Annotated in this window: 23 protein-coding genes; 17 read left to right on the forward strand and 6 right to left on the reverse strand. The window is 54.8% G+C overall.

The window, feature by feature from the left end; translation table 11 throughout:
* Positions 1-99 precede the first annotated feature (99 nt).
* The 9 genes from hisB (at position 100) to WKS99_RS07990 (ending at position 6,923) form a co-directional block, all read left to right on the forward strand.
* Positions 100-675 carry an imidazoleglycerol-phosphate dehydratase HisB gene (gene hisB / locus WKS99_RS07950; protein WP_340405699.1) on the forward strand — a complete coding sequence of 192 codons (576 nt, stop codon included), beginning with the start codon at positions 100-102 and terminating at the stop codon, positions 673-675.
* A 19-nt stretch (positions 676-694) separates the two neighbouring features.
* Positions 695-1,303: an imidazole glycerol phosphate synthase subunit HisH gene (gene hisH, locus WKS99_RS07955; protein ID WP_147571739.1), complete on the forward strand. Its 609-nt coding sequence runs from the start codon at positions 695-697 to the stop codon at positions 1,301-1,303.
* Positions 1,304-1,537: 234 nt separating this feature from the next.
* The gene (locus WKS99_RS07960) at positions 1,538-3,448 is read left to right on the forward strand and encodes an LTA synthase family protein (RefSeq protein ID WP_340405700.1); all 1,911 of its coding nucleotides are present in this window, start codon (positions 1,538-1,540) and stop codon (positions 3,446-3,448) included.
* Positions 3,449-3,512: 64 nt separating this feature from the next.
* The gene (hisA, locus tag WKS99_RS07965) at positions 3,513-4,232 is read left to right on the forward strand and encodes a 1-(5-phosphoribosyl)-5-[(5-phosphoribosylamino)methylideneamino]imidazole-4-carboxamide isomerase (protein ID WP_147571741.1); all 720 of its coding nucleotides are present in this window, start codon (positions 3,513-3,515) and stop codon (positions 4,230-4,232) included.
* Positions 4,229-4,729: a DNA topology modulation protein FlaR gene (locus WKS99_RS07970; RefSeq protein WP_147571742.1), complete on the forward strand. Its 501-nt coding sequence runs from the start codon at positions 4,229-4,231 to the stop codon at positions 4,727-4,729. The genes hisA and WKS99_RS07970 overlap by 4 nt, the downstream gene beginning before the upstream one ends.
* Positions 4,723-5,478 carry an imidazole glycerol phosphate synthase subunit HisF gene (gene hisF, locus WKS99_RS07975; protein ID WP_340405701.1) on the forward strand — a complete coding sequence of 252 codons (756 nt, stop codon included), beginning with the start codon at positions 4,723-4,725 and terminating at the stop codon, positions 5,476-5,478. The genes WKS99_RS07970 and hisF overlap by 7 nt, the downstream gene beginning before the upstream one ends.
* Before the next feature lie 5 nt (positions 5,479-5,483).
* The gene (hisI, locus tag WKS99_RS07980) at positions 5,484-5,804 is read left to right on the forward strand and encodes a phosphoribosyl-AMP cyclohydrolase (protein WP_147571744.1); all 321 of its coding nucleotides are present in this window, start codon (positions 5,484-5,486) and stop codon (positions 5,802-5,804) included.
* A 61-nt stretch (positions 5,805-5,865) separates the two neighbouring features.
* The gene (gene hisE, locus WKS99_RS07985; protein WP_147571745.1) at positions 5,866-6,192 is read left to right on the forward strand and encodes a phosphoribosyl-ATP diphosphatase; all 327 of its coding nucleotides are present in this window, start codon (positions 5,866-5,868) and stop codon (positions 6,190-6,192) included.
* A 14-nt stretch (positions 6,193-6,206) separates the two neighbouring features.
* On the forward strand, positions 6,207-6,923 hold the full coding sequence (locus tag WKS99_RS07990; RefSeq protein WP_147571746.1) for a Bax inhibitor-1/YccA family protein: 717 nt from the start codon (positions 6,207-6,209) through the stop codon (positions 6,921-6,923).
* Between the two features lie 49 nt (positions 6,924-6,972).
* Here the strand turns inward: WKS99_RS07990 and WKS99_RS07995 are convergent, their stop codons facing one another.
* The 3 genes from WKS99_RS07995 to WKS99_RS08005 are packed head-to-tail and all read right to left on the reverse strand — an operon-like array spanning position 6,973 to position 9,614.
* Positions 6,973-7,518: a nitroreductase family protein gene (locus tag WKS99_RS07995; protein WP_186852546.1), complete on the reverse strand. Its 546-nt coding sequence runs from the start codon at positions 7,516-7,518 to the stop codon at positions 6,973-6,975.
* A 58-nt stretch (positions 7,519-7,576) separates the two neighbouring features.
* Positions 7,577-9,118 (reverse strand): hypothetical protein, encoded by a 1,542-nt coding sequence (locus tag WKS99_RS08000; protein WP_340405702.1) that lies wholly within the window; start codon positions 9,116-9,118, stop codon positions 7,577-7,579.
* The gene (locus WKS99_RS08005; protein ID WP_147571749.1) at positions 9,111-9,614 is read right to left on the reverse strand and encodes an RNA polymerase sigma factor; all 504 of its coding nucleotides are present in this window, start codon (positions 9,612-9,614) and stop codon (positions 9,111-9,113) included. The genes WKS99_RS08000 and WKS99_RS08005 overlap by 8 nt, the downstream gene beginning before the upstream one ends.
* Before the next feature lie 199 nt (positions 9,615-9,813).
* Here WKS99_RS08005 and ruvC point away from each other — a divergent pair, with 199 nt between their 5' ends.
* The 8 genes from ruvC to WKS99_RS08045 all read left to right on the forward strand — a co-directional run bounded on the left by ruvC (position 9,814) and on the right by WKS99_RS08045 (position 15,409).
* Complete coding sequence (ruvC, locus tag WKS99_RS08010; RefSeq protein WP_147572012.1) at positions 9,814-10,335, forward strand: crossover junction endodeoxyribonuclease RuvC; 522 nt, start codon at positions 9,814-9,816, stop codon at positions 10,333-10,335.
* Between the two features lie 4 nt (positions 10,336-10,339).
* The gene (locus WKS99_RS08015; protein ID WP_147571752.1) at positions 10,340-10,771 is read left to right on the forward strand and encodes a hypothetical protein; all 432 of its coding nucleotides are present in this window, start codon (positions 10,340-10,342) and stop codon (positions 10,769-10,771) included.
* Between the two features lie 33 nt (positions 10,772-10,804).
* Entirely contained in the window at positions 10,805-11,413 is a 609-nt protein-coding gene (gene ruvA / locus WKS99_RS08020) for a Holliday junction branch migration protein RuvA (protein WP_147571753.1), read from the forward strand.
* Between the two features lie 106 nt (positions 11,414-11,519).
* Complete coding sequence (locus WKS99_RS08025) at positions 11,520-11,852, forward strand: DUF6054 family protein (RefSeq protein WP_340405703.1); 333 nt, start codon at positions 11,520-11,522, stop codon at positions 11,850-11,852.
* A gap of 21 nt (positions 11,853-11,873) precedes the next feature.
* Positions 11,874-12,947, forward strand: a complete 1,074-nt coding sequence (ruvB, locus tag WKS99_RS08030; RefSeq protein ID WP_340405704.1) for a Holliday junction branch migration DNA helicase RuvB — start codon at positions 11,874-11,876, stop codon at positions 12,945-12,947.
* A gap of 34 nt (positions 12,948-12,981) precedes the next feature.
* Positions 12,982-14,340, forward strand: coding sequence for a phosphoglucosamine mutase (gene glmM / locus WKS99_RS08035; RefSeq protein WP_340405705.1), 1,359 nt, complete (start codon positions 12,982-12,984; stop codon positions 14,338-14,340).
* Positions 14,341-14,449: 109 nt separating this feature from the next.
* Positions 14,450-15,034 carry a sigma-70 family RNA polymerase sigma factor gene (locus WKS99_RS08040; RefSeq protein ID WP_340405706.1) on the forward strand — a complete coding sequence of 195 codons (585 nt, stop codon included), beginning with the start codon at positions 14,450-14,452 and terminating at the stop codon, positions 15,032-15,034.
* A 93-nt stretch (positions 15,035-15,127) separates the two neighbouring features.
* Positions 15,128-15,409 carry a zinc-ribbon domain containing protein gene (locus WKS99_RS08045; RefSeq protein ID WP_147571757.1) on the forward strand — a complete coding sequence of 94 codons (282 nt, stop codon included), beginning with the start codon at positions 15,128-15,130 and terminating at the stop codon, positions 15,407-15,409.
* A 100-nt stretch (positions 15,410-15,509) separates the two neighbouring features.
* On the opposite strand, the gene dapB is transcribed toward WKS99_RS08045, so the two are convergent.
* The 3 genes from dapB to asd are packed head-to-tail and all read right to left on the reverse strand — an operon-like array spanning position 15,510 to position 18,311.
* Positions 15,510-16,265, reverse strand: coding sequence for a 4-hydroxy-tetrahydrodipicolinate reductase (dapB, locus tag WKS99_RS08050; protein ID WP_147571758.1), 756 nt, complete (start codon positions 16,263-16,265; stop codon positions 15,510-15,512).
* 13 nt (positions 16,266-16,278) lie between these two features.
* Complete coding sequence (dapA, locus tag WKS99_RS08055) at positions 16,279-17,169, reverse strand: 4-hydroxy-tetrahydrodipicolinate synthase (protein ID WP_147571759.1); 891 nt, start codon at positions 17,167-17,169, stop codon at positions 16,279-16,281.
* Between the two features lie 53 nt (positions 17,170-17,222).
* Positions 17,223-18,311: an aspartate-semialdehyde dehydrogenase gene (gene asd, locus WKS99_RS08060; RefSeq protein ID WP_340405707.1), complete on the reverse strand. Its 1,089-nt coding sequence runs from the start codon at positions 18,309-18,311 to the stop codon at positions 17,223-17,225.
* Between the last annotated feature and the right edge of the window lie 67 nt (positions 18,312-18,378).

Below are 18,378 nucleotides of genomic sequence, written 5' to 3' on the forward strand. Positions count from 1 at the left end.
AGACATCCGCTACTACACTTAATCTTCTTGACTAAAAAACTGCCGGGACAAAGTCCCGAGAAGCGAATCAGAATAGAACATAGAGGGAGGGGTCGTGCTGTGCGGACGGCTGAAATTTCCCGTGTGACAAAGGAGACAAATATACAGGTCAAGTTGACCTTAGAAGGCGGAAAAATTGAAATAAAAACAAGAATCGGCTTTTTTGATCATATGCTCACCGCCCTGGCCTTCTATGCCGGCTGGGGTTTGGAACTGGAGGTAGAGGGCGACCTTCATGTGGATGGACACCACACGGTAGAGGACACGGGGATCGTCTTGGGCCAGGCACTGAAGCAGGCGCTTGGGGAAAAAACGGGCATCCGGCGTTTTGGCGCTGCCTTTGTTCCCATGGATGAAGCCCTGTGCTTTACCGCCCTGGATTTTTCTAACCGGCCCTTCCTGGTTTTTGACGCGGAGATACCCCAGGGGATGATCGGTGGCTACGACTCCTGTTTGACGGTCGAGTTTATGCGTGCCTTAGCGATGAACGGTGGGCTGACACTGCACCAGAAGTGCCATTACGGGTCCAATGCCCACCATATCACAGAAGGGCTGTTCAAGTCCTTGGGACTGGCCGTCAAAGAGGCCATCAGAGTGGAAGGGGCTCAGGTGGTGTCCACTAAGGGGCTGCTGTAAGCCGGGAGAGAGACTAGTTATGAGCTATATCGCTGTTGTAGATTATGGTGTAGGCAACCTGAAAAGCGTATCCAACGCCTTTGCCTATCTGGGAATAGAAACGAAAATTACCGGAGACCCGGACGAGTTGGAGCTGGCTCAGGCCATCGTCCTGCCTGGAGTGGGTGCCTTTCCGGATGCGGCAGACAAACTAAGGGCCACAGGCTTGGATCAGTCTGTGGTGAAACAGGGCCGTAAAAAGCCTGTGCTGGGGATCTGCCTTGGAATGCAGCTGCTGTTGGACAGGGGAGAGGAGGTCAGACCCTGCCCAGGTCTGGGTGTCATAAAAGGAGTCTGTGCCAGGATCCCCACGGAAGAAAAACTGCCCCATATCGGCTGGAACAGCCTGACATTTCCTAATCGATCCCCGTTGTTTGAAGGGGTAGATGAGGGCAGCTATGTATATTTTGTCCATTCCTTCTCCGCACAGCACACAGATCCAGACCAGGTTAGTGCTGTGTCCCAATATGGGGTCCCTGTGATTGCCGCCGTCCAAAACGGGAACTTTTTTGGCTGTCAGTTCCACCCGGAAAAGAGCGGAGAGACCGGGCTGGCTATCTTACAAAATTTTGCGGGTTTAACCCGCTGAACCTATTGAATTTCCAGGGGGTAATTTCCCATGTCCCGTCCTTACAGTGGTAAACGCATTTATCAGGAGCGCCGGTCTAGCCGAACAGGGTCCGGCTCTGGGCAGACTTTGGGGCGAGTGATGTTCTTTCCCCTCCAGATCCTCTATTTGGAGCTGGTGCTTCATATTTATATGGGCAATTATTTAGGGTACTTGCCTATTTATCTGGTGTTCAGCCTGGCGGGAGGCCTTTTTGTGGCCGCATTTACCCTGCCGTTCTCTCGGCTGGCCAACTGTATTATCACCAAAGTGCTGGCGTTCCTGTTTTCTCTGATTTATGTGGTGGAGATTATCGCAAAAAAGATTTTGACCACTTATTATGGGTTCAGCGCTGTGAAAATGGCGGCGGGAAATCGGCTCATTGACTACGCCGACGTGATCGTATCTACCCTAGTGCGCTCCATTCCCATCATTTTTCTGCTTTTCCTTCCGGCGATTTTGATCATCGCCTTTGGGGGGCGCCTACTGGGCTTTGGACGATTTGATATCCGTTTTTCCGGGGTAGTGTTGGCCGGGGCGGTAATTTTTCATCTGCTTGGCCTGGGTATGGTCCATCTGCCCTGGAAGGGGGATTTGACTCCGAAGCAGCTGTACCGCATGGACACCAATATGGATGACCAAGTAGAGCAGCTCGGTATGTTGACATCGCTGAGACTGGATGTGAAGCACCTCTTTTTCCCGGCGGACAACACATTAGACGCGGACTTTAGTGGTCTGGGCGACTTGGGAGGCAGTTCCTCCTCGGAAGAGGGCGGCTCCTCCCAGAATCTAGAGGACCCGGAGCCGGTCATCGACACATCACCCAACGTGATGGATGTGGACCTGTCCCAAATTGCGGAAACGGCTACGAATCAGGACATCCAGTGGTTAGCCAACTATTTCAACAGCGTGACTCCCACCAGAAAGAATGAATATACCGGGATGTTCGAGGGCTATAACGTGATTTTCCTGACACTGGAAGGTTTCTCTGGCTACGCTATTGACCCGGAGCTGACCCCTACACTCTATAAGCTGACCCACGAGGGCTTTGTATTCAACAACTTCTATACCGCCCTCCATTTTACCAGCACCTCCGGCGGCGAGTGTCAGAACTTGCTAGGACTATACCCGAAAAACGGGAATCCGGCCACCCTGCCCCGGACCGGGGACCTGGGGACCAACCTGTACTTCTCCCTGGCCCAGCAGTTGGGACGGGAGGGATACCTGGTCCAGGGCTATCACCCCAACTCCAATATGTATAACCGGGAGAAGTCTCATCCTAACCTGGGCTACGATTGGCGACAGTTCGGCATGGGCTTTGACAATTTGGAGCTGTCCGAAAGCGGCAAGCTGCTGTGGCCCCAGCGGGACAAGTATATGATCCAAGCCAGCATCGACAACTATCTCAATAGCGAGGCGCCCTTCCATGTGTACTATCTGACCATCAGCGGCCACATGCCATACTCCAACAACCGTGTGGCCAATCAGTACAGAGATCTTGTGGACCCGTTGCCTTACAGCGATACCACCAAGAACTATGTGGCCACCGTGATTGAAGTGGATCGGGCTTTGGAGTATCTCATCCAGCGGCTGGAGGAGGCGGGCAAGCTGGACTCTACCTTGATTGTTGCTGCCCCCGACCATATCCCTTACTTCGATGTAGCGACACTGGAGGAGCTGGCGGGTGAATCCTTTGGAAGCTCAGAGGACCTGGAGTATCTGAAGGAGGGCAACATCAATTTTGACGTATACAGAAATTCCCTGATCCTGTGGTCGGCCAGCATGGAGGAGCCTGTAGAGGTAGATAAGGTGTGCTGCCAGGTGGATATCCTGCCTACGGTGTCCAATCTTCTGGGGCTGGAGTACGACTCACGGATGCTGGACGGAAGCGATATTCTGTCAGACAACGAGGGATTGGTGGTCTTTTCCTCCAAGTGCTGGAGGTCAGATCGGGGGTTCTATGACCGCTATACCAGTACCTTTACCCCGGCTGCGGGAGTCTCCATGACCGCAGAGGAACAGGAGGACTATGTGTCCGCCATGAAGAAGCTAGTACAATATAAGCTGGACAGCACAGCGTTGGTCATAGAGAATGATTTTTACGGCTATGTGTTTGGGAATGGCTAAATAAGCTGGGGCGGGACGAGTGGCCCCGTCCCGCTTTTATCTGAATCAAAGGAGGAGCGGTCCTATGCAGATACTTCCCGCCATCGATTTGAAAGACAGAAAGGTTGTCCGACTCTACAAGGGGGATTTTGATACAGTCCACCAGGTGGCAAGAGATCCGGTGGAGACGGCACGGGCCTTTTTGCGCGCTGGAACTCGCTGGGTCCATATTGTGGATTTGGATGGAGCCAGAGATGGAACCAGAAAAAATGGAGAGATCGTCCAAGCGGTGTCAGATGTGGGGCTTCATGTCGAACTGGGCGGGGGAATCCGCTCTATGTCGGATCTGGAGGAGGTCTTTGACCTGGGCGTATCTCGGGCCGTCATCGGTTCCGCCGCTGTCACCCATCCCCAACTGGTATCCGACGCTGTGAAACGATGGGGAGATAAGATCGCGGTGGGCGTCGATACCAAAGACGGACGGGTCAAGACCGCCGGCTGGGTAGAGGACTCTGGCCTGGATTACCTGGAATTTGCGCGGTCCATGGAGAAGCTCGGTGTAAGGACGATCATCTTTACAGATATTGAGACAGATGGGACTCTGTCCGGCCCCAACTTTGGAAGACTGGAGGAGCTGCAGAGGACCGTCGGTTGCCATATCGTGGCCTCCGGCGGCGTATCGAATAACGGAGATATCCGTGTACTAGCCGCCATGGGACTGTACGGCGCTATCATTGGCAAGGCGTACTACGCCGGAACGATTGATCTGGCGCGGGCGGTGGCGGACGGAGGCACACAGGAATGAAGATTGCGGTCCTGGGATACAGCGGGGCCGGAAAGTCCACGTTATCCCGGGAGTTGGGGAAGCGGTACGGCTGTCCTGTCCTTCATCTGGACCAGGTGCAGTTTGAGGCTGGATGGATAGAACGGGACAGGGGAGAAGCCCTGTCCCAGGTGGAACAGTTTATGTCCCAAGAGAGCTGGGTTATAGATGGAAATTATAGTGCCTTTCTCCAAGAACGAAGACTGGAAGAGGCGGACTGTGTTATAATCCTACTTTTGAACCGCTTTTCCTGTCTGGTAAGGTCGGTCAAAAGATATGTTATCTACCACGGCCGCACTCGGGAGGATATGGCGGAAGGTTGCCTGGAAAAGTTGGACCCGGAATTCCTTGCCTGGCTGCTGTGGAAGGGGCGGAACCGAGCTTTTTATAGAGCGGTTGCCTTGCGGTATCCCCACAAGACGGTGGTTCTGAACGACCAGAGGGCCATCAATCGATTTTTGGAGGGACTGTCATGTTAGCCAAACGAATCATTCCCTGCCTCGATGTCAGTGACGGACGGGTGGTGAAGGGAGTCAACTTTGTCAACATCCGGGACGCGGGCGATCCGGTGGCGCTGGCCAAATTTTACTCGGATCAGGGGGCGGACGAGATCGTCTTTTTGGACATCACTGCCACCAGCGACAAAAGGGATACGGTGGCTGATGTGGTGGAGCGCACAGCCAGCCAGGTCTTTGTTCCGCTGACCGTTGGCGGCGGGATCCGCACGCTGGAGGATTTCCAGCGTCTGCTCCGGGCGGGAGCGGATAAGATATCTGTGAATTCGGCTGCGGTTGAGGACCCGACTCTGATTTCCAGAGCCGCGGAACGCTTTGGCTCCCAATGTGTCGTTTTGGCCATCGATGCCCGCAAGCGGACCGACGGCACCTTTGAGGTGGTCACCGCCGGAGGCCGGACTCCGACTGGCCTGGACGCTGTGGAGTGGGCTCAACAGGGGGAAGCTCTGGGCGCGGGGGAGATCCTCCTTACATCCATGGATGCGGACGGCACCAAGGCCGGCTTTGACCTGGAAATGACCCGTGCGGTCACTCAGGCGGTATCGATCCCGGTGATCGCCTCCGGCGGCTGCGGCACTCTGGAGCATTTTGCTCAGGTTTTCCAGGAAACAGGCTGCGACGCGGCCCTGGCGGCTTCCCTGTTTCATTTTGGCGAGCTGACGGTGCCCCAGGTCAAGGATTTTCTCCGGGGCAAGAATATCCCGGTGAGGTGATGGATATGTTTGATTTAGACCTCCTTTTTCAAAAGTCAGAGCTGATTCCGGTGATTATTCAGCATGTGGACACCAAGGATGTCCTGATGCTGGGTTTCACGAATAGAAAAGCGGTGGAGCTGACACTGGAAACGGGGACGGCTTGGTTCTGGAGCCGAAGCCGGCAGGAGCTCTGGAACAAGGGGAGCACTTCCGGCAACTTTCTCCATGTGAAGCGCATTATGACAGACTGTGACACCGATACCCTGCTTTACCTGTGCATTCCAGATGGACCTACCTGCCACACCGGAGCACACAGTTGCTTTTTCCGGGAAATCGAGATATAATAAAAACACAGTGTATCCTTTTTCAATGAGGGAAAACTGTCCTAGGATGGGAGCGATAAGGATGAATGATACTTTGGCCCAGCTATACCGGGTGATAGAGAGCCGGAGAGCGCAACCGCAAGAGGGTTCTTACACCTGCTATTTGTTAGAAAAGGGCCTGGATAAGATATTGAAAAAAGTAGGGGAGGAGTGTTCGGAAACCATTATTGCCGCCAAGAACGGCAGGCAGGAGGAAACGGTGGGGGAGATTTCCGATCTTCTCTATCATCTGACTGTTATGATGGTCCAACAGGATATCCCGTTGGAGGCGGTCATGGAGGAGCTGGATCGCCGCAGCACCAAGATCGGCAACTTAAAACAATTCCATGTCAGCGATCATGAGACCTGAAAGGAGTGTTTCCATTGAGTTTTGATCCCAATGAATTTGACCGCAGCTACGCAAGCGGTTATGTTGAGCCCCTTGGTCAGTATACAGCCAAGACCTTCCTGTGGGTGATGCTGGGCCTATTAATCACCTTTGGTACGGCGCTGGCCTGCCGGATGTCCTATTTCACCATCTATGCTTTGGTTTCTGTCCCCTATCTCCATCTGCTGGCTCTGGTGGCTACAATGATTTTATCTTTTACCATGGCTCGAAGGATCGAGCGGATGCGGGTCAGCACGGCTGTTCTGATATTCGTTCTGTTCTCCGTCCTGTTTGGTTTTACACTTTCCATCTACCTGTTTGTCTATGAGATAGAGTCAGTCATTTGGAGTTTCCTGCTCACGGGGCTTTATTTTGGCGCCCTGTCTGCCTACGGCTTTTTGACACGCAGGGACATGTCCAATTTGCGGCCGTTTCTGTTTTTTGGGCTGCTTTTCCTCATCGCCTTTGGCCTTTTATCCATGTTTATCCCTGGACTGGTAATGTTCGACCGGGTGGCCTGCCTGTTCGGCATCGCGGTGTTCCTGGCCTATACCGCCTATGACACGCAGAAGATCAAGGCTTTCTATCAATATTATGCCAGCTATCCCGACATGCTGGCCAAGGCGTCTATCTTCTCCGCTTTGCAGCTTTATCTGGATTTCCTGAACCTGTTTTTATATCTCCTTCGTTTCCTGGGAAATCGCAGACGGTAAAAAAAGCTCCCCGGTGCTAAATTAGCACTGGGGAGCTTTTTGTCTCAATTTATCGATAGGAGAGCAGAATGTCTACGTCCTTCCGCTTTGGAGCAGTCAGCTCGGCCCCTCCTGGCCAGCCGACCGCGATGAGGGCCATCAGCTCTTGATCCTCTGGCACCTCTAGATAGGCTTGAAGCCTCTTCCGGTCAAAGATTCCCATGATGACGGTACCTAGCCCTAATTCATGAGCGGCCAAGCAGAAGGTCTGGGCTGCGATACCGCAGTCGTAATACTGCCAACCGGCCTCTCGGTCTGTGGTAAAGCTGCCGTCCCGCTCATAGCCGCTGCGTGCCTTCACGAAGGTCTGGGCCACAAGCAGGGGACAAGCACGGATAATGGTGGGGTTGTTAGCCCCTGGCAGACAGTACTCCGAAGCGATGGTTTCCCGTGTGGCCGGATCCTCGATGGCGATATAGCGGCTGATCTGAGTGTTTTTCCAGCTTGGGGCATAGGAGGCCAGAGAAACGACTTTCTCCAGCAGCTCGCGGCTGACCGGCCGGTCAGCAAACTGGCGCACGCTGCGCCGGGTCAAAATACACCGTTGGGCGTCCATATCGACACGCTCCTTTTCTCATAAGCTGTATTCATGGTATCTCGCCCGAAAGGGATTGTCAAGCCTGGGGCTCATAGGACCCGGTATTCGCCGCCCGTGCGCCTGAAGGTATGCTGCCGGAGTAGGAGGAGGCAGTCTGATTACAGAAGGGCTCCTGCGCTAAATCCTCACGGGCCGGCTGACTGACTTCCCCACCGTCCTGTGGCTCGGTAGGTTCGATGGCCATTGGTTCCTCCGAAGTGGGGCAGCCTGCCGGATCTCCGTCTCGTAGGCTGCCTGGAAGGTCGCTGGGAAGGACCTGATAGGATACGGACACATCCTCGTCTGTAGCAGCAAAACCGCCCAGAGAGACCTGGACAGCGTCCCCCTCCGGGTCCAGCTGGGCCAGAATGGCCAGCAGATGGGGATCTTCCTCTGTGATGGTCAGGTCGATACGGTTGTCGATCTCATTGATCCACCAGCCAGACATGACAGCCTTGCACACTGGGTCAGTACGGACAAGCTCGTTGAGCTGGTCCATCAGCCCGCTGAGGCAGGTGTAAGAATATTTTCCAGGGACAAAGACGGCGTTTCCGAAGTCCAGGTCAGGGAGCGGCTGACCCTCTACCTGCACGATGACGTACCGGCCAGTGTCATTGTCATAATAGTATCCACCGAACCAAGGCTGACTCTGCCAGGCAGATACCCCGGCTAGAGGAGGCGGCGCGGCCGCGTCTTTGGATTCCATGGGGTCGGTTTCTCCTCTGCCCTGGGCATAGGCGTCAGGGTCGGGGGCCAGAGCCTCAGGGGATAGGCCGTCCTCCAACACCGCAAGCTGAACCAGCCGGGCGAGAAGTTCCTCCGTCTGCTCCGGGGATGGAGTGTTTACCGCGTAAAAAACGCTGTAACCGTCCCTAGTGGTAAAGGACACCTCTCCATAGTTTGTGCCGTCCAGATCGGTGAATCGGGCTGCCAAGACCTCGATACCCTCGATGACTGTGAGGGCATCCCCCGGATAGCCCTCCGGGCGGCCAATGGCATCAGGAGAGACCTTGGTGCCTAGACCTCCTACCATTAGGGTCAGCTTACCCCAGTCGCAGTCGGCATAGAAGTGACCATAAAACAGCGTGTCCAAGGGGTCGCCGTGCCCCGGTCCGAAGGCTAACATACCGGAGAGCTGGTCAAACCCCTCCCACCCCAATACCTGGGGAATAAAGCCGCCCAGCAGGGTCTCCAAGTCGGACTGAGTAACCTCTCGGTTTACCCCCTCTCCAGCGGCGTAGCTGTGCGCGCTGGCTTGGGATGGTGCCTGGGTATCCCAGATGTTAAGCCGGGGCAGCTCTGTCCCGATTTCGCCATAGGCATCCTCGTTGGCTATCTCATAGGTGCCATATCCGCCCTGACCACCATCCAACACAGGATGAAGTGTGGGGGAGAGTGTGTGATAAATGGGATACGCGGCGATCAATAAAGCGGCGCAGGCAGCCAGCGCCCCATACTTCCAGGGGATGGGCTGCCGTCCGGCGGGAGCGGATTGGACAAGCCGCTCTTTCAGTTGGTCCACTGCCTGTTGGCTGGGTATCAGTTTTCTCTGCATGGAGCAAAACAGATTCTTATTCATCGAAATAATCTCCTTTCAGAGTCTGGCGCAGCCTCTCCCGACCACGGGACAACCGCATTCGGACCGCACCAGGACGGATAGACAGAGCGCGGGCGATTTCCTGTGTGGTCAGCCCCTGAAAATAAAAGAGGTAGATGGGGACACGGAGGGACTCCTCCAGCTCCATCACAGCCTGCCACACGGAGTTTTCTTCCGCGGACTGGAAGGGAAGAGGCCTGTCTTCCCGCTGGGAAAGAGGGACCGTCCTTTTCCTCCAACTGGAGGAGGTGACCCGCCGGCAGAAATTGATCGTGGTCCGAAGCAGCCATGCCTTTTGATGTTCCTCATCTCGAAAAGCTTTGTTTGATTGGAAGTAAGCGAGAAAGACCTCCTGAAATACATCCTCTGCGTCTGCTCGGCTGCCGGTCCTAGCCAGAGCCAGACCGTATACCGTATTTTGATAGCGGACCAGGATATCCTCCACTTGGCCGCCCGTGCGCAGTGGTTTAGCGTCCATCGGCAAAACCTCCTTTCTACCATAACTCAACTCTGGAAGGCCAAATGTCACCGCCTTAAGAAATATTTTTAGACGGATAGATCGCAAGCCCCTGAAGTCCTGTGACGACCACCTATAAAAACAAAGTTTATTTCCAACTTCCAATTCTAACAAAAGTATGTTATCATTACAATGTATTGATATGGACACGGAGGGAATTATGGTCGTCTTAGGCATCGACCCTGGGGTCGCTACCATTGGCTTTGGCCTCATTCGGGCTGATCGGGGCAGGAACGCTCTGCTCCAATATGGTGTCATCACCACACCGCCGGGGCTCCCTCTGTCCCGCCGCCTTTGTCAGATATCTGACGATATGGAGGAGCTGATCCACACCTTTCATCCGGACGAGATGGCCGTGGAGGAACTGTTTTTTACCAAAAATATTACCACTGGCATTGCCGTAGCCCATGGACGGGGAGTTATTTTGCTGGCCGCGGAGAAGCTGGGCGTGCCCGTCTTTGAGTACACCCCTATGCAGGTGAAACAAGCTGTCGCTGGCTACGGAGGGGCGGACAAGCGGCAGGTCATGCTCATGACCCAGCGGCTTCTCAACATGAAGGAGATCCCGCGGCCTGACGATGCCGCCGACGCCCTGGCCATCGCCATCTGCCACAGCCGGGCGGCCACATCTCTGCTGAACACTGAGCGGGTCTTTGACCCCAAAAAGTACGATACGAGGTAATGGGATGAGGATGATCGTCAAAAAGCCCGCTTCAGAACCGGAGTACAGCCTCCATGACGCCCATATTATGGAACTGCAGGCGGAGAAGGATACCCTGCGTCTGGTGACCCAGTACGGCTATGTGTGCACCGCCGCCCCCTATGGACAGGTGGATGGGGATGTGGAGCTCACCGGGGTGGACTGGGACTCCTCTTACATCTACATAATAGAGTACCAGGACGTCCTGTGCGGCAACTGTGGAGCTTTTACTGGCAAAAAAATGACCCTGGAGACCTTCCTGCTGGAGCATTCCGACGGTACTCTGGACATTATGGACGAGAGCTATGGCTTTCGGCTGACCATGTTGAGCGGTTTTCTGAATCTGCAGGACCACATATTAGAATTTAAACTGGAGATCTACTATACCGGGGAAATACGGTATTTGCTAAAAGAATAAACACCGCCCAAAAGGCGGTATGCGGAGGAACTTATGTTTTACTATCTCAGCGGCACGGTGGCCCATATTGAGCCCTACCTGGCCGTGATTGATTGCGGCGGGGTAGGGTTTGCCTGCCGTACCACCAGCTACACCTTGTCAGCGCTGAAAAAAGGAAACAAGGGAAAACTTTTTACATACCTGAATGTCCGTGAGGATGCCATGGAGCTCTACGGCTTCGCCACCCAGGAGGAGCTGAACCTGTTTCAGCATCTTATCTCTGTGTCCGGCGTGGGGCCCAAGGCGGCGCTGTCCATTCTGTCTGCCAGTACACCGGCCAATTTGGCGCTGTCTATCATTACTGGGGACGAAAAGGCCCTTACCTGCGCCCAAGGAATCGGCAAAAAAATTGCCCAGAGGGTGATTTTGGAATTAAAAGATAAACTGGCCAAAGGACAGACCATTTCTGCCAAGGGAGAGGCCTATGGCGGAACGGGCATCACCGTCATCCCGGAGAATAAGCTGTCAGAGGCGTCCGCCGCTCTGGCGGTACTGGGCTATTCCCAGGGAGAGATCAATCTGGCTTTGAAGGGAATCGATTTGGACAGCCTGGCGCTGGAGGAGATTATCAAGCAGGCCCTGAAAAAGATGATGAAGGGATGAGCGCCGGACTTGAGTTCCGAGGTAGTGAAGGCCCGATATGACGCAAGGTACCTTGTACCATTGTGTGGGCGGACTGATTTCAAAAAAGAGATTGAGGTGAAACGCTATGGCCAAGTATGAAGCAAGGCTTCATGGGGACTTTGACGACACCTTGCGGTATATCCACGAAGGCATTTTGAACGCCAGCATGTCGGCAAGCTTTGAGGATGAGAGTTATTTCCAGTCCGCCGGAGTGCGCTGCTGTGTACGGGTGTACGAGCGGTACAGCTTCGGCGGTGGTAACCGAGTGTCCCTGGCCATGACCTTGGCAGGGGATGGGGATGAGCTGTTCCTGTCCGCCATTACCTCTGGCGGCAGCCAGGCCATGTTTTTGAAGCTCAACACCTGGGGGGAGAAGGCCTTTTTAGATACCCTCCGGGAACTGGTAGAAAAGCTCTAAAATCAAACAGGAAGTGAACCCATGGCAATCGATTTTTCCAACATAGAATTTGACCGTGAGGAGCCGGGTGAACCGCTGGTGACCACCTCTCTCACCAGGGAGGACGAGGGGGAGTATTCCCTTCGGCCCAGAACCCTCCGGGAGTATATCGGCCAGGAGAAGGCAAAGGGAAACCTGGAGGTGTTCATCCAAGCGGCCAAGATGCGCCATGAGCCCCTGGACCATGTGCTTCTCCACGGACCACCCGGATTAGGAAAGACTACCCTTAGCGGTATCATCGCCAACGAGATGGGAGTCAATGTGCGTATTACCTCCGGCCCCGCCATTGAAAAGGCTGGGGACCTGGCCGCCCTGCTCACCAACCTGAATGAGAACGACATTCTTTTCGTGGATGAGATCCACCGCCTTAACCGCTCGGTGGAGGAGGTTCTGTACCCGGCCATGGAGGACTATGCCATCGACATCATCATCGGCAAGGGCCCATCAGCCAACTCTATCCGCTTGGACCTGCCCAAGTTTACCTTGATCGGGGCTACTACCAGGGCTGGCCAACTGTCTGCCCCGCTGCGGGACCGGTTCGGTGTGACATTAAGGCTTGAACTCTATACCCCGGCGGAACTGGCGTTGATCGTTACCCGATCCGCCGGCATCTTGGAGGTGCCCATTGAAGCCGACGGGGCCATGGAGATCGCGCGCCGCAGCCGTGGAACCCCTCGCATCGCCAACCGGATGCTCCGCCGGGTACGGGACTTCGCCCAGGTGAGGGCTGGCGGTGTCATCACCAAGAAGGTGGCTGATGAAGCCCTCACCGCCCTGGAGATCGACTACCTGGGGCTGGATTCCATCGATCACCGGATGCTTCGCTCCATTATTGAAAACTATCGGGGGGGACCAGTGGGGTTAGAAACTCTGGCCGCTACCATCAACGAGGAGGCTGTTACCCTAGAGGACGTTTATGAGCCCTATCTGATGCAGCTTGGCTTCCTCACCCGTACCCCAAGAGGGCGGTGCGTCACGGAAAAAGCCTATCGACATTTAGGACTGCCTGTCGCGGGAGCGGCAGCCGTGGACCAGCTGGATCAACTGACATTCTGACTTGACACATTTTGTATGATAGAGGTGCGAATTTATGGGTAAATTATTTGGGACTGACGGAATCCGCGGCGTAGTCAACGCCGGGCTTGATGCCGATTTGGCGTATAAAGTAGGACTGGCTGCCGCTATTGTGCTGTCCAAGGACAAAAAACCGGGGGAGAAGCCTCTGGTTACCATCGGGAAGGATACCCGAATCTCCGGGGATCTGCTGAAAGGCTCCCTCATCGCTGGGCTGTGCACTGCTGGGGCCGATGTGCTGGACTTGGGCACTCTTCCCACCCCAGGCGTGGCCTGGGTGACTGTGGACGAGGGGGCGGACGCTGGCATCGTTATCTCCGCCAGTCACAATCCATTTGAGCACAACGGCATCAAGATTTTCAACGGCCAGGGCTTCAAGCTGTCCGATGAACTGGAGGAAAAAATCGAGGATATTGTCCTCTTTGGCCACAACAATGTCCCTATGAAAACAGGTGGCGATATTGGCAAGGTGAGCTATGTGGCCCCCAAGGCCAGCGAGGACTACATCGACCACCTGGAGAGCACTATAGACTCCACCCTGGGTGGCCTGCGTATCCTTGTAGACTGTGCCAACGGAGCGGCCTCTACCACTGCCGCGCGGCTGTTTGACCGCTTCTCTAAGCTGCGTACCGATGTCATCAACGCCGACCCGGATGGAATCAATATCAACGAAAAGTGCGGCTCTACCCATATTGATGGATTGGCCGCTATGGTCAAGGCAGGCGGCTACGACATTGGCATCGCCTTTGATGGGGACGCGGACCGCTGTCTGGCGGTCGATGAGATGGGAAATCTCATCGACGGGGATCAAATCATGGCCGCCTGTGGACTGGATATGAAAGCCAAGGGAAAGCTGCCTGGGAATGCCATCGTGGCCACTGTCATGTCCAATCTGGGCCTACATCTTTACAGCAAGGAAAAAGGTATGGACCTGGAATGTACTGCGGTAGGCGATCGGAATGTTCTAGAGCGGATGCTGGAAAAGGGGTACCGTCTAGGCGGCGAGCAGTCTGGCCACATGATTTTCCTGGAGTACGCAACTACTGGCGACGGCCAGTTGACTGCGTTACAGATGTTGGCCCTGCTGAAGGAGAGTGGAAAAAGGGCTTCGGAGCTGTTTGGATGCTGTCCCCGTTTCCCACAGGTGCTTATCAATGTTCCGGTCACGGATAACGATGTAAAAAAGTCGGCGATGGCCAGCCCGTTACTGGCCCAGGCTGTCCAGCAGGAGGAGAGCGCCCTAAACGGCGAGGGCCGGGTGCTGGTCCGCCCATCAGGAACCGAGGCCCTGATGCGGGTGATGGTGGAGGCCAAGACAGAGGACATTGCCCAGGCGGCTGCCCAACGGCTGGCAGATCTGATCCCCCAACTATAAAAGATGAATCGGATATGGTCGAGCTTGGAGGTTTTGACAAAATATTTCTGCCAAGGGCTTGACAAATCCGTTGATTTTGTTTATTATGATTAAGAGCCATCCTATTGATATGGAAGTAACGCGATTCCAGAGTTTGTCCGATGAGGAATTATGTCAGCAGATTTCCAATGGCTGCCGTGAGGCGGAGGATGAATTGGTCCTTCGATATGGTCAGCTGGTACGTGCTTGTGCCCGCCCTCTGTTCTTAGCAGGCGGTGATAGCGAGGACCTGATCCAGGAAGGTATGTTGGGCCTACTGACTGCCATCCGTGGCTTTGATTTCCGGCGGGACACAGCTTTTCGCACTTATGCTGAAATCTGTATCCGAAGCCGTCTGATTACTGCTGTCCGCGCCGCCCAAGGCGGCAAGCATTCCCCATTGAATCACAGCATCTCTTTTGAACCCCCTCTTTTTGACGGGACCAACGCGCAACTGTTTTCCATCGTGGAAAGCCCGGAGGACGTCATCATCGGCAGGGAGGAACTGAAAGAGCGGCTAGATGCTCTGAAGGGCCAGTTGTCTGAGCTTGAAGCCAATATTTTGCCGCTCTATTTAAACGGCCTCTCCTGTGGAGAGATTGCAAAGCAGGTAGACCGCTCCCAAAAGTCGGTAGACAACGCCATCCAACGCATTCGCCGCAAAATGGCGCGGTGATTTTATCCCCGGCGTATCCAGCGTGAGCTGATCGCATATTACAATCGCCCAAGCGAATTGATTTGGGCAACGAGTCAAAGAGAGGGAAAGTCCATGTACGAAGACAAGATCCTGGTATGTAAAGAGTGTGGCAACGAGTTCACCTTCACCGCTGGTGAGCAGGAGTTCTATGCCGAGCGCGGCTTCCAGAACGAGCCCCAGCGCTGCAAGGCCTGCCGTGATGCCCGCAAGAACGCTGCTCGCGGCCCCCGTGAGTATTTTACCGCGGTGTGCGCTGCCTGTGGTGGTGAGGCTAAGGTTCCTTTCGAGCCCAAGTCTGACCGTCCCGTTTACTGCAGCGACTGCTTCGCCAAGATGCGTGAGCAGCAGGGCTGATATCTGCCAAGAAAAAAGGGCGCCCAATCGGGCGTCCTTTTTCTTGCCCCATCAAAAACGCTCGGATCGCCACATCGGCGTCCGAGCGTTTTTGATGGACTTATTTGACTAGCATACTCATATCGTACAGGCCCGGAGCATCCACTGTGGCCATGAATTTTGCGGCTTCAAGAGCCCCTTTGGCAAAAATCTCACGGGAATGGGCGATATGACGGATCTCCATTACTTCATCGTGGCCGGCAAAAATGATCTCATGCTCTCCCACAATGGTGCCTCCACGTACAGCAGAGATGCCAATCTCCTTTTTATCCCGTGGTTGACGGACGGAGTGTCGGTCAAAGACGTATTCGGTTTCATGCCCACAGGCGGAGGCGGCAGCGTCCGCAATCATAAGGGCAGTTCCCGAAGGGGCATCTACCTTGCGGCGGTGGTGCCGCTCGATGATCTCGATATCATAGCTGTCTCCCAATACTGTGGAAGCCTTCTTGACCAACTCAAGCAGTACATTGATGCCAAGGGACATATTAGCCGAGCGGAAGATTGGAACTTCTAGAGCGGCCGCACCAATTTGAGCGACTTGCTCAGGAGTATATCCGGTGGTAGCCAAAATCATGGGAATTCGGGTATCCCTGGCAAAGGACAACAGACCATCCAGCGCGGCCGGAGAGGAAAAATCAATGACAGCATCCGCTTCTCCATGAAATTGGGCAGGGGAGGAGTACACCGGAAATTCTCGGTCACTGGCGCCTAGTACATCAAAGCCAGCGACGACCTGGACCTGGGGATCTGCCTCACAGAGAGAGGTCACCACCCGGCCCATATGACCATTACAGCCGGAAATGATTATCTTTAGCACGTGTGGACGCTCCTTACTTCAGCAGGCCCATCCGCTCCATCGAGGTGCGGAGTACGGCCAGATTCTTGTCAGAGATATCGCACAGAGGCAGCCGAAGTGAACCAGCCTCCATCCCCATTAGATTCATAGCCGCCTTGACGGGGATGGGATTGACCTCACAGAACAGGGCGTCGATTAGATCCATATATTCGATTTGGAGTTTAGCTGCGGATTCGAAGTCATTGTCCAGACACCAGTGGCTCATCTGTACCATGACCTCAGGGATGATGTTAGAGGCCACAGAGATGACGCCTTTGGCTCCCAGCGCCATCATAGGGACCACTTGGTCATCATTGCCGGACCAGATATAGAAGTCGTCAGGGCACAGATACCGGGTATGGGCCAGGAGGGAGAAATTGCCACTGGCCTCCTTGACACCGTTGATCTTGGGATTTTCGGACAGCACCTTATAGGTGTCGGCAGTAAAGGATACGCCGGTGCGGCTGGGAACATTATACAGGATGATGGGAAGGTCAGTCCGGTCGGAAATATACTCATAGTGCTTGATCAGACCGGTCTGGCTTGCCTTGTTATAATAGGGGGTGACGTGGAGCAGGGCATCTGCACCGGAATCCTGTGCGTGCTGGGACAGGTAGACGGCGGCAGAGGTGTCGTTGCTGCCGGAACCAGCGATGACCTTGACACGGTGATCTACCCGCTTGACACAAAATTCCACGGCAGCAATGTGCTCACGAATAGACATGGTAGCGGACTCACCAGTGGTGCCGCAGACACACACCGCATCCACGCCGGCGGCGATCTGGTCGTCGATCAGCTTTCCGAAGGCGTCGTAGTTGATGCTGCCGTTTTGGTCAAAGGGAGTGACCAGCGCGGGACAGGAACCGGTAAAAACAGGACTTCTCATAAACAATACACCCTTTCTTCAAATGCGGGAAGTAAGGAGGGTGACCTCCTGGCTCACATATGATCGATATAGCCCTCGGCGCACAGCAGCTCGGCCAACAGGACAGCGCCGCCTGCAGCACCCCGCAGGGTATTGTGGGACAGGCCCACGAATTTATAGTCATACTGTGTGTCCTCACGGAGCCGCCCCATGGAAACCGCCATTCCGCCTTCCAGCTCACGGTCCAGCTTGGCCTGGGGACGGTCTGGCTCCTCGAAGTAATGGATAAACTGCTTGGGCGCGGAGGGAAGCTCCAGCTCCTGGGCTCTGCCCTTGAAATTGGCCCAGTCTAACTTGATCTGCTCGATGGAGGGCTTTTCACCGGAAAACTTGATAAATACGGCGGCGGTGTGTCCGTCGGATACTGGGACGCGCAGACACTGGGCGGTGATGGAGGGGCCATCCGCCTTGACAAATTTATCGTTCTCGATGCGTCCCCAGATCTTCAACGGCTCCTGCTCGCTCTTTTCCTCCTCGCCACCGATATAAGGGATCAGGTTATCGACCATTTCGGGCCAACGTTCAAAGGTCTTGCCGGCGCCAGAGATGGCCTGATAGGTACAGACCAGGACCTTTTCCACACCGTACTTCAGCAGGGGGGTGATGGCGGGAGCATAAGACTGGATAGAGCAGTTGGACTTGACGGCGATAAAGCCGCGTTTGGTACCTAGGCGGCGGCGCTGTGCGGGGATGATCTCAATATGCTGAGGATTCATCTCGGGGACCACCATGGGCACGTCATCGGTCCAACGGTGGGCGGAGTTGTTGGAGACCACGGGACACTCGGCTTTGGCGTACCGCTCCTCCAAAGCGCGGATTTCATCCTTCTTCATATCAACAGCACAGAATACGAAGTCTACCAGACCGGCGATTTTCTCCACGTCGGCCTGAGCATCCATGACAACCAAGCCCTTGGCCTCTTCAGGAATGGGTTTCTCCATGGCCCAACGTCCGGAGACAGCCTGCTCATAGGTCTTTCCAGCAGAACGGGGGCTGGCTGCGATAACTGTAAGCTGGAACCAGGGATGACCCTCCATCAGTGTGATGAAACGCTGACCAACCATACCGGTTCCGCCAATGATACCTACTTTATACTTTTCCATGTAAAGCAACCTCCAAATCTCTCTTATATAAGGGTATGACAAAGTCTGAACATAGATGAGTCGACCA

It is taken from the genome of Flintibacter sp. HCN-6482 (genome assembly GCF_037892565.1).
GTDB classification, from domain to species: Bacteria; Bacillota; Clostridia; order Oscillospirales; family Oscillospiraceae; genus Lawsonibacter; species Lawsonibacter aceti.

Excerpts from the sequence above, each read along its gene's own strand:
- hisH (WP_147571739.1), top strand. The coding sequence starts at position 695 with ATGAGCTATATCGCTGTTGTAGATTATGGTGTAGGCAACCTGAAAAGC.
- hisA (WP_147571741.1), top strand. The coding sequence starts at position 3,513 with ATGCAGATACTTCCCGCCATCGATTTGAAAGACAGAAAGGTTGTCCGA.
- WKS99_RS07970 (WP_147571742.1), top strand. The coding sequence starts at position 4,229 with ATGAAGATTGCGGTCCTGGGATACAGCGGGGCCGGAAAGTCCACGTTA.
- hisF (WP_340405701.1), top strand. The coding sequence starts at position 4,723 with ATGTTAGCCAAACGAATCATTCCCTGCCTCGATGTCAGTGACGGACGG.
- hisI (WP_147571744.1), top strand. The coding sequence starts at position 5,484 with ATGTTTGATTTAGACCTCCTTTTTCAAAAGTCAGAGCTGATTCCGGTG.
- hisE (WP_147571745.1), top strand. The coding sequence starts at position 5,866 with ATGAATGATACTTTGGCCCAGCTATACCGGGTGATAGAGAGCCGGAGA.
- WKS99_RS07995 (WP_186852546.1), bottom strand. The coding sequence starts at position 7,518 with ATGGACGCCCAACGGTGTATTTTGACCCGGCGCAGCGTGCGCCAGTTT.
- WKS99_RS08000 (WP_340405702.1), bottom strand. The coding sequence starts at position 9,118 with ATGAATAAGAATCTGTTTTGCTCCATGCAGAGAAAACTGATACCCAGC.
- WKS99_RS08005 (WP_147571749.1), bottom strand. The coding sequence starts at position 9,614 with ATGGACGCTAAACCACTGCGCACGGGCGGCCAAGTGGAGGATATCCTG.
- ruvC (WP_147572012.1), top strand. The coding sequence starts at position 9,814 with ATGGTCGTCTTAGGCATCGACCCTGGGGTCGCTACCATTGGCTTTGGC.
- WKS99_RS08015 (WP_147571752.1), top strand. The coding sequence starts at position 10,340 with ATGAGGATGATCGTCAAAAAGCCCGCTTCAGAACCGGAGTACAGCCTC.
- ruvA (WP_147571753.1), top strand. The coding sequence starts at position 10,805 with ATGTTTTACTATCTCAGCGGCACGGTGGCCCATATTGAGCCCTACCTG.
- WKS99_RS08025 (WP_340405703.1), top strand. The coding sequence starts at position 11,520 with ATGGCCAAGTATGAAGCAAGGCTTCATGGGGACTTTGACGACACCTTG.
- ruvB (WP_340405704.1), top strand. The coding sequence starts at position 11,874 with ATGGCAATCGATTTTTCCAACATAGAATTTGACCGTGAGGAGCCGGGT.
- glmM (WP_340405705.1), top strand. The coding sequence starts at position 12,982 with ATGGGTAAATTATTTGGGACTGACGGAATCCGCGGCGTAGTCAACGCC.
- WKS99_RS08040 (WP_340405706.1), top strand. The coding sequence starts at position 14,450 with ATGGAAGTAACGCGATTCCAGAGTTTGTCCGATGAGGAATTATGTCAG.
- WKS99_RS08045 (WP_147571757.1), top strand. The coding sequence starts at position 15,128 with ATGTACGAAGACAAGATCCTGGTATGTAAAGAGTGTGGCAACGAGTTC.
- dapA (WP_147571759.1), bottom strand. The coding sequence starts at position 17,169 with ATGAGAAGTCCTGTTTTTACCGGTTCCTGTCCCGCGCTGGTCACTCCC.
- asd (WP_340405707.1), bottom strand. The coding sequence starts at position 18,311 with ATGGAAAAGTATAAAGTAGGTATCATTGGCGGAACCGGTATGGTTGGT.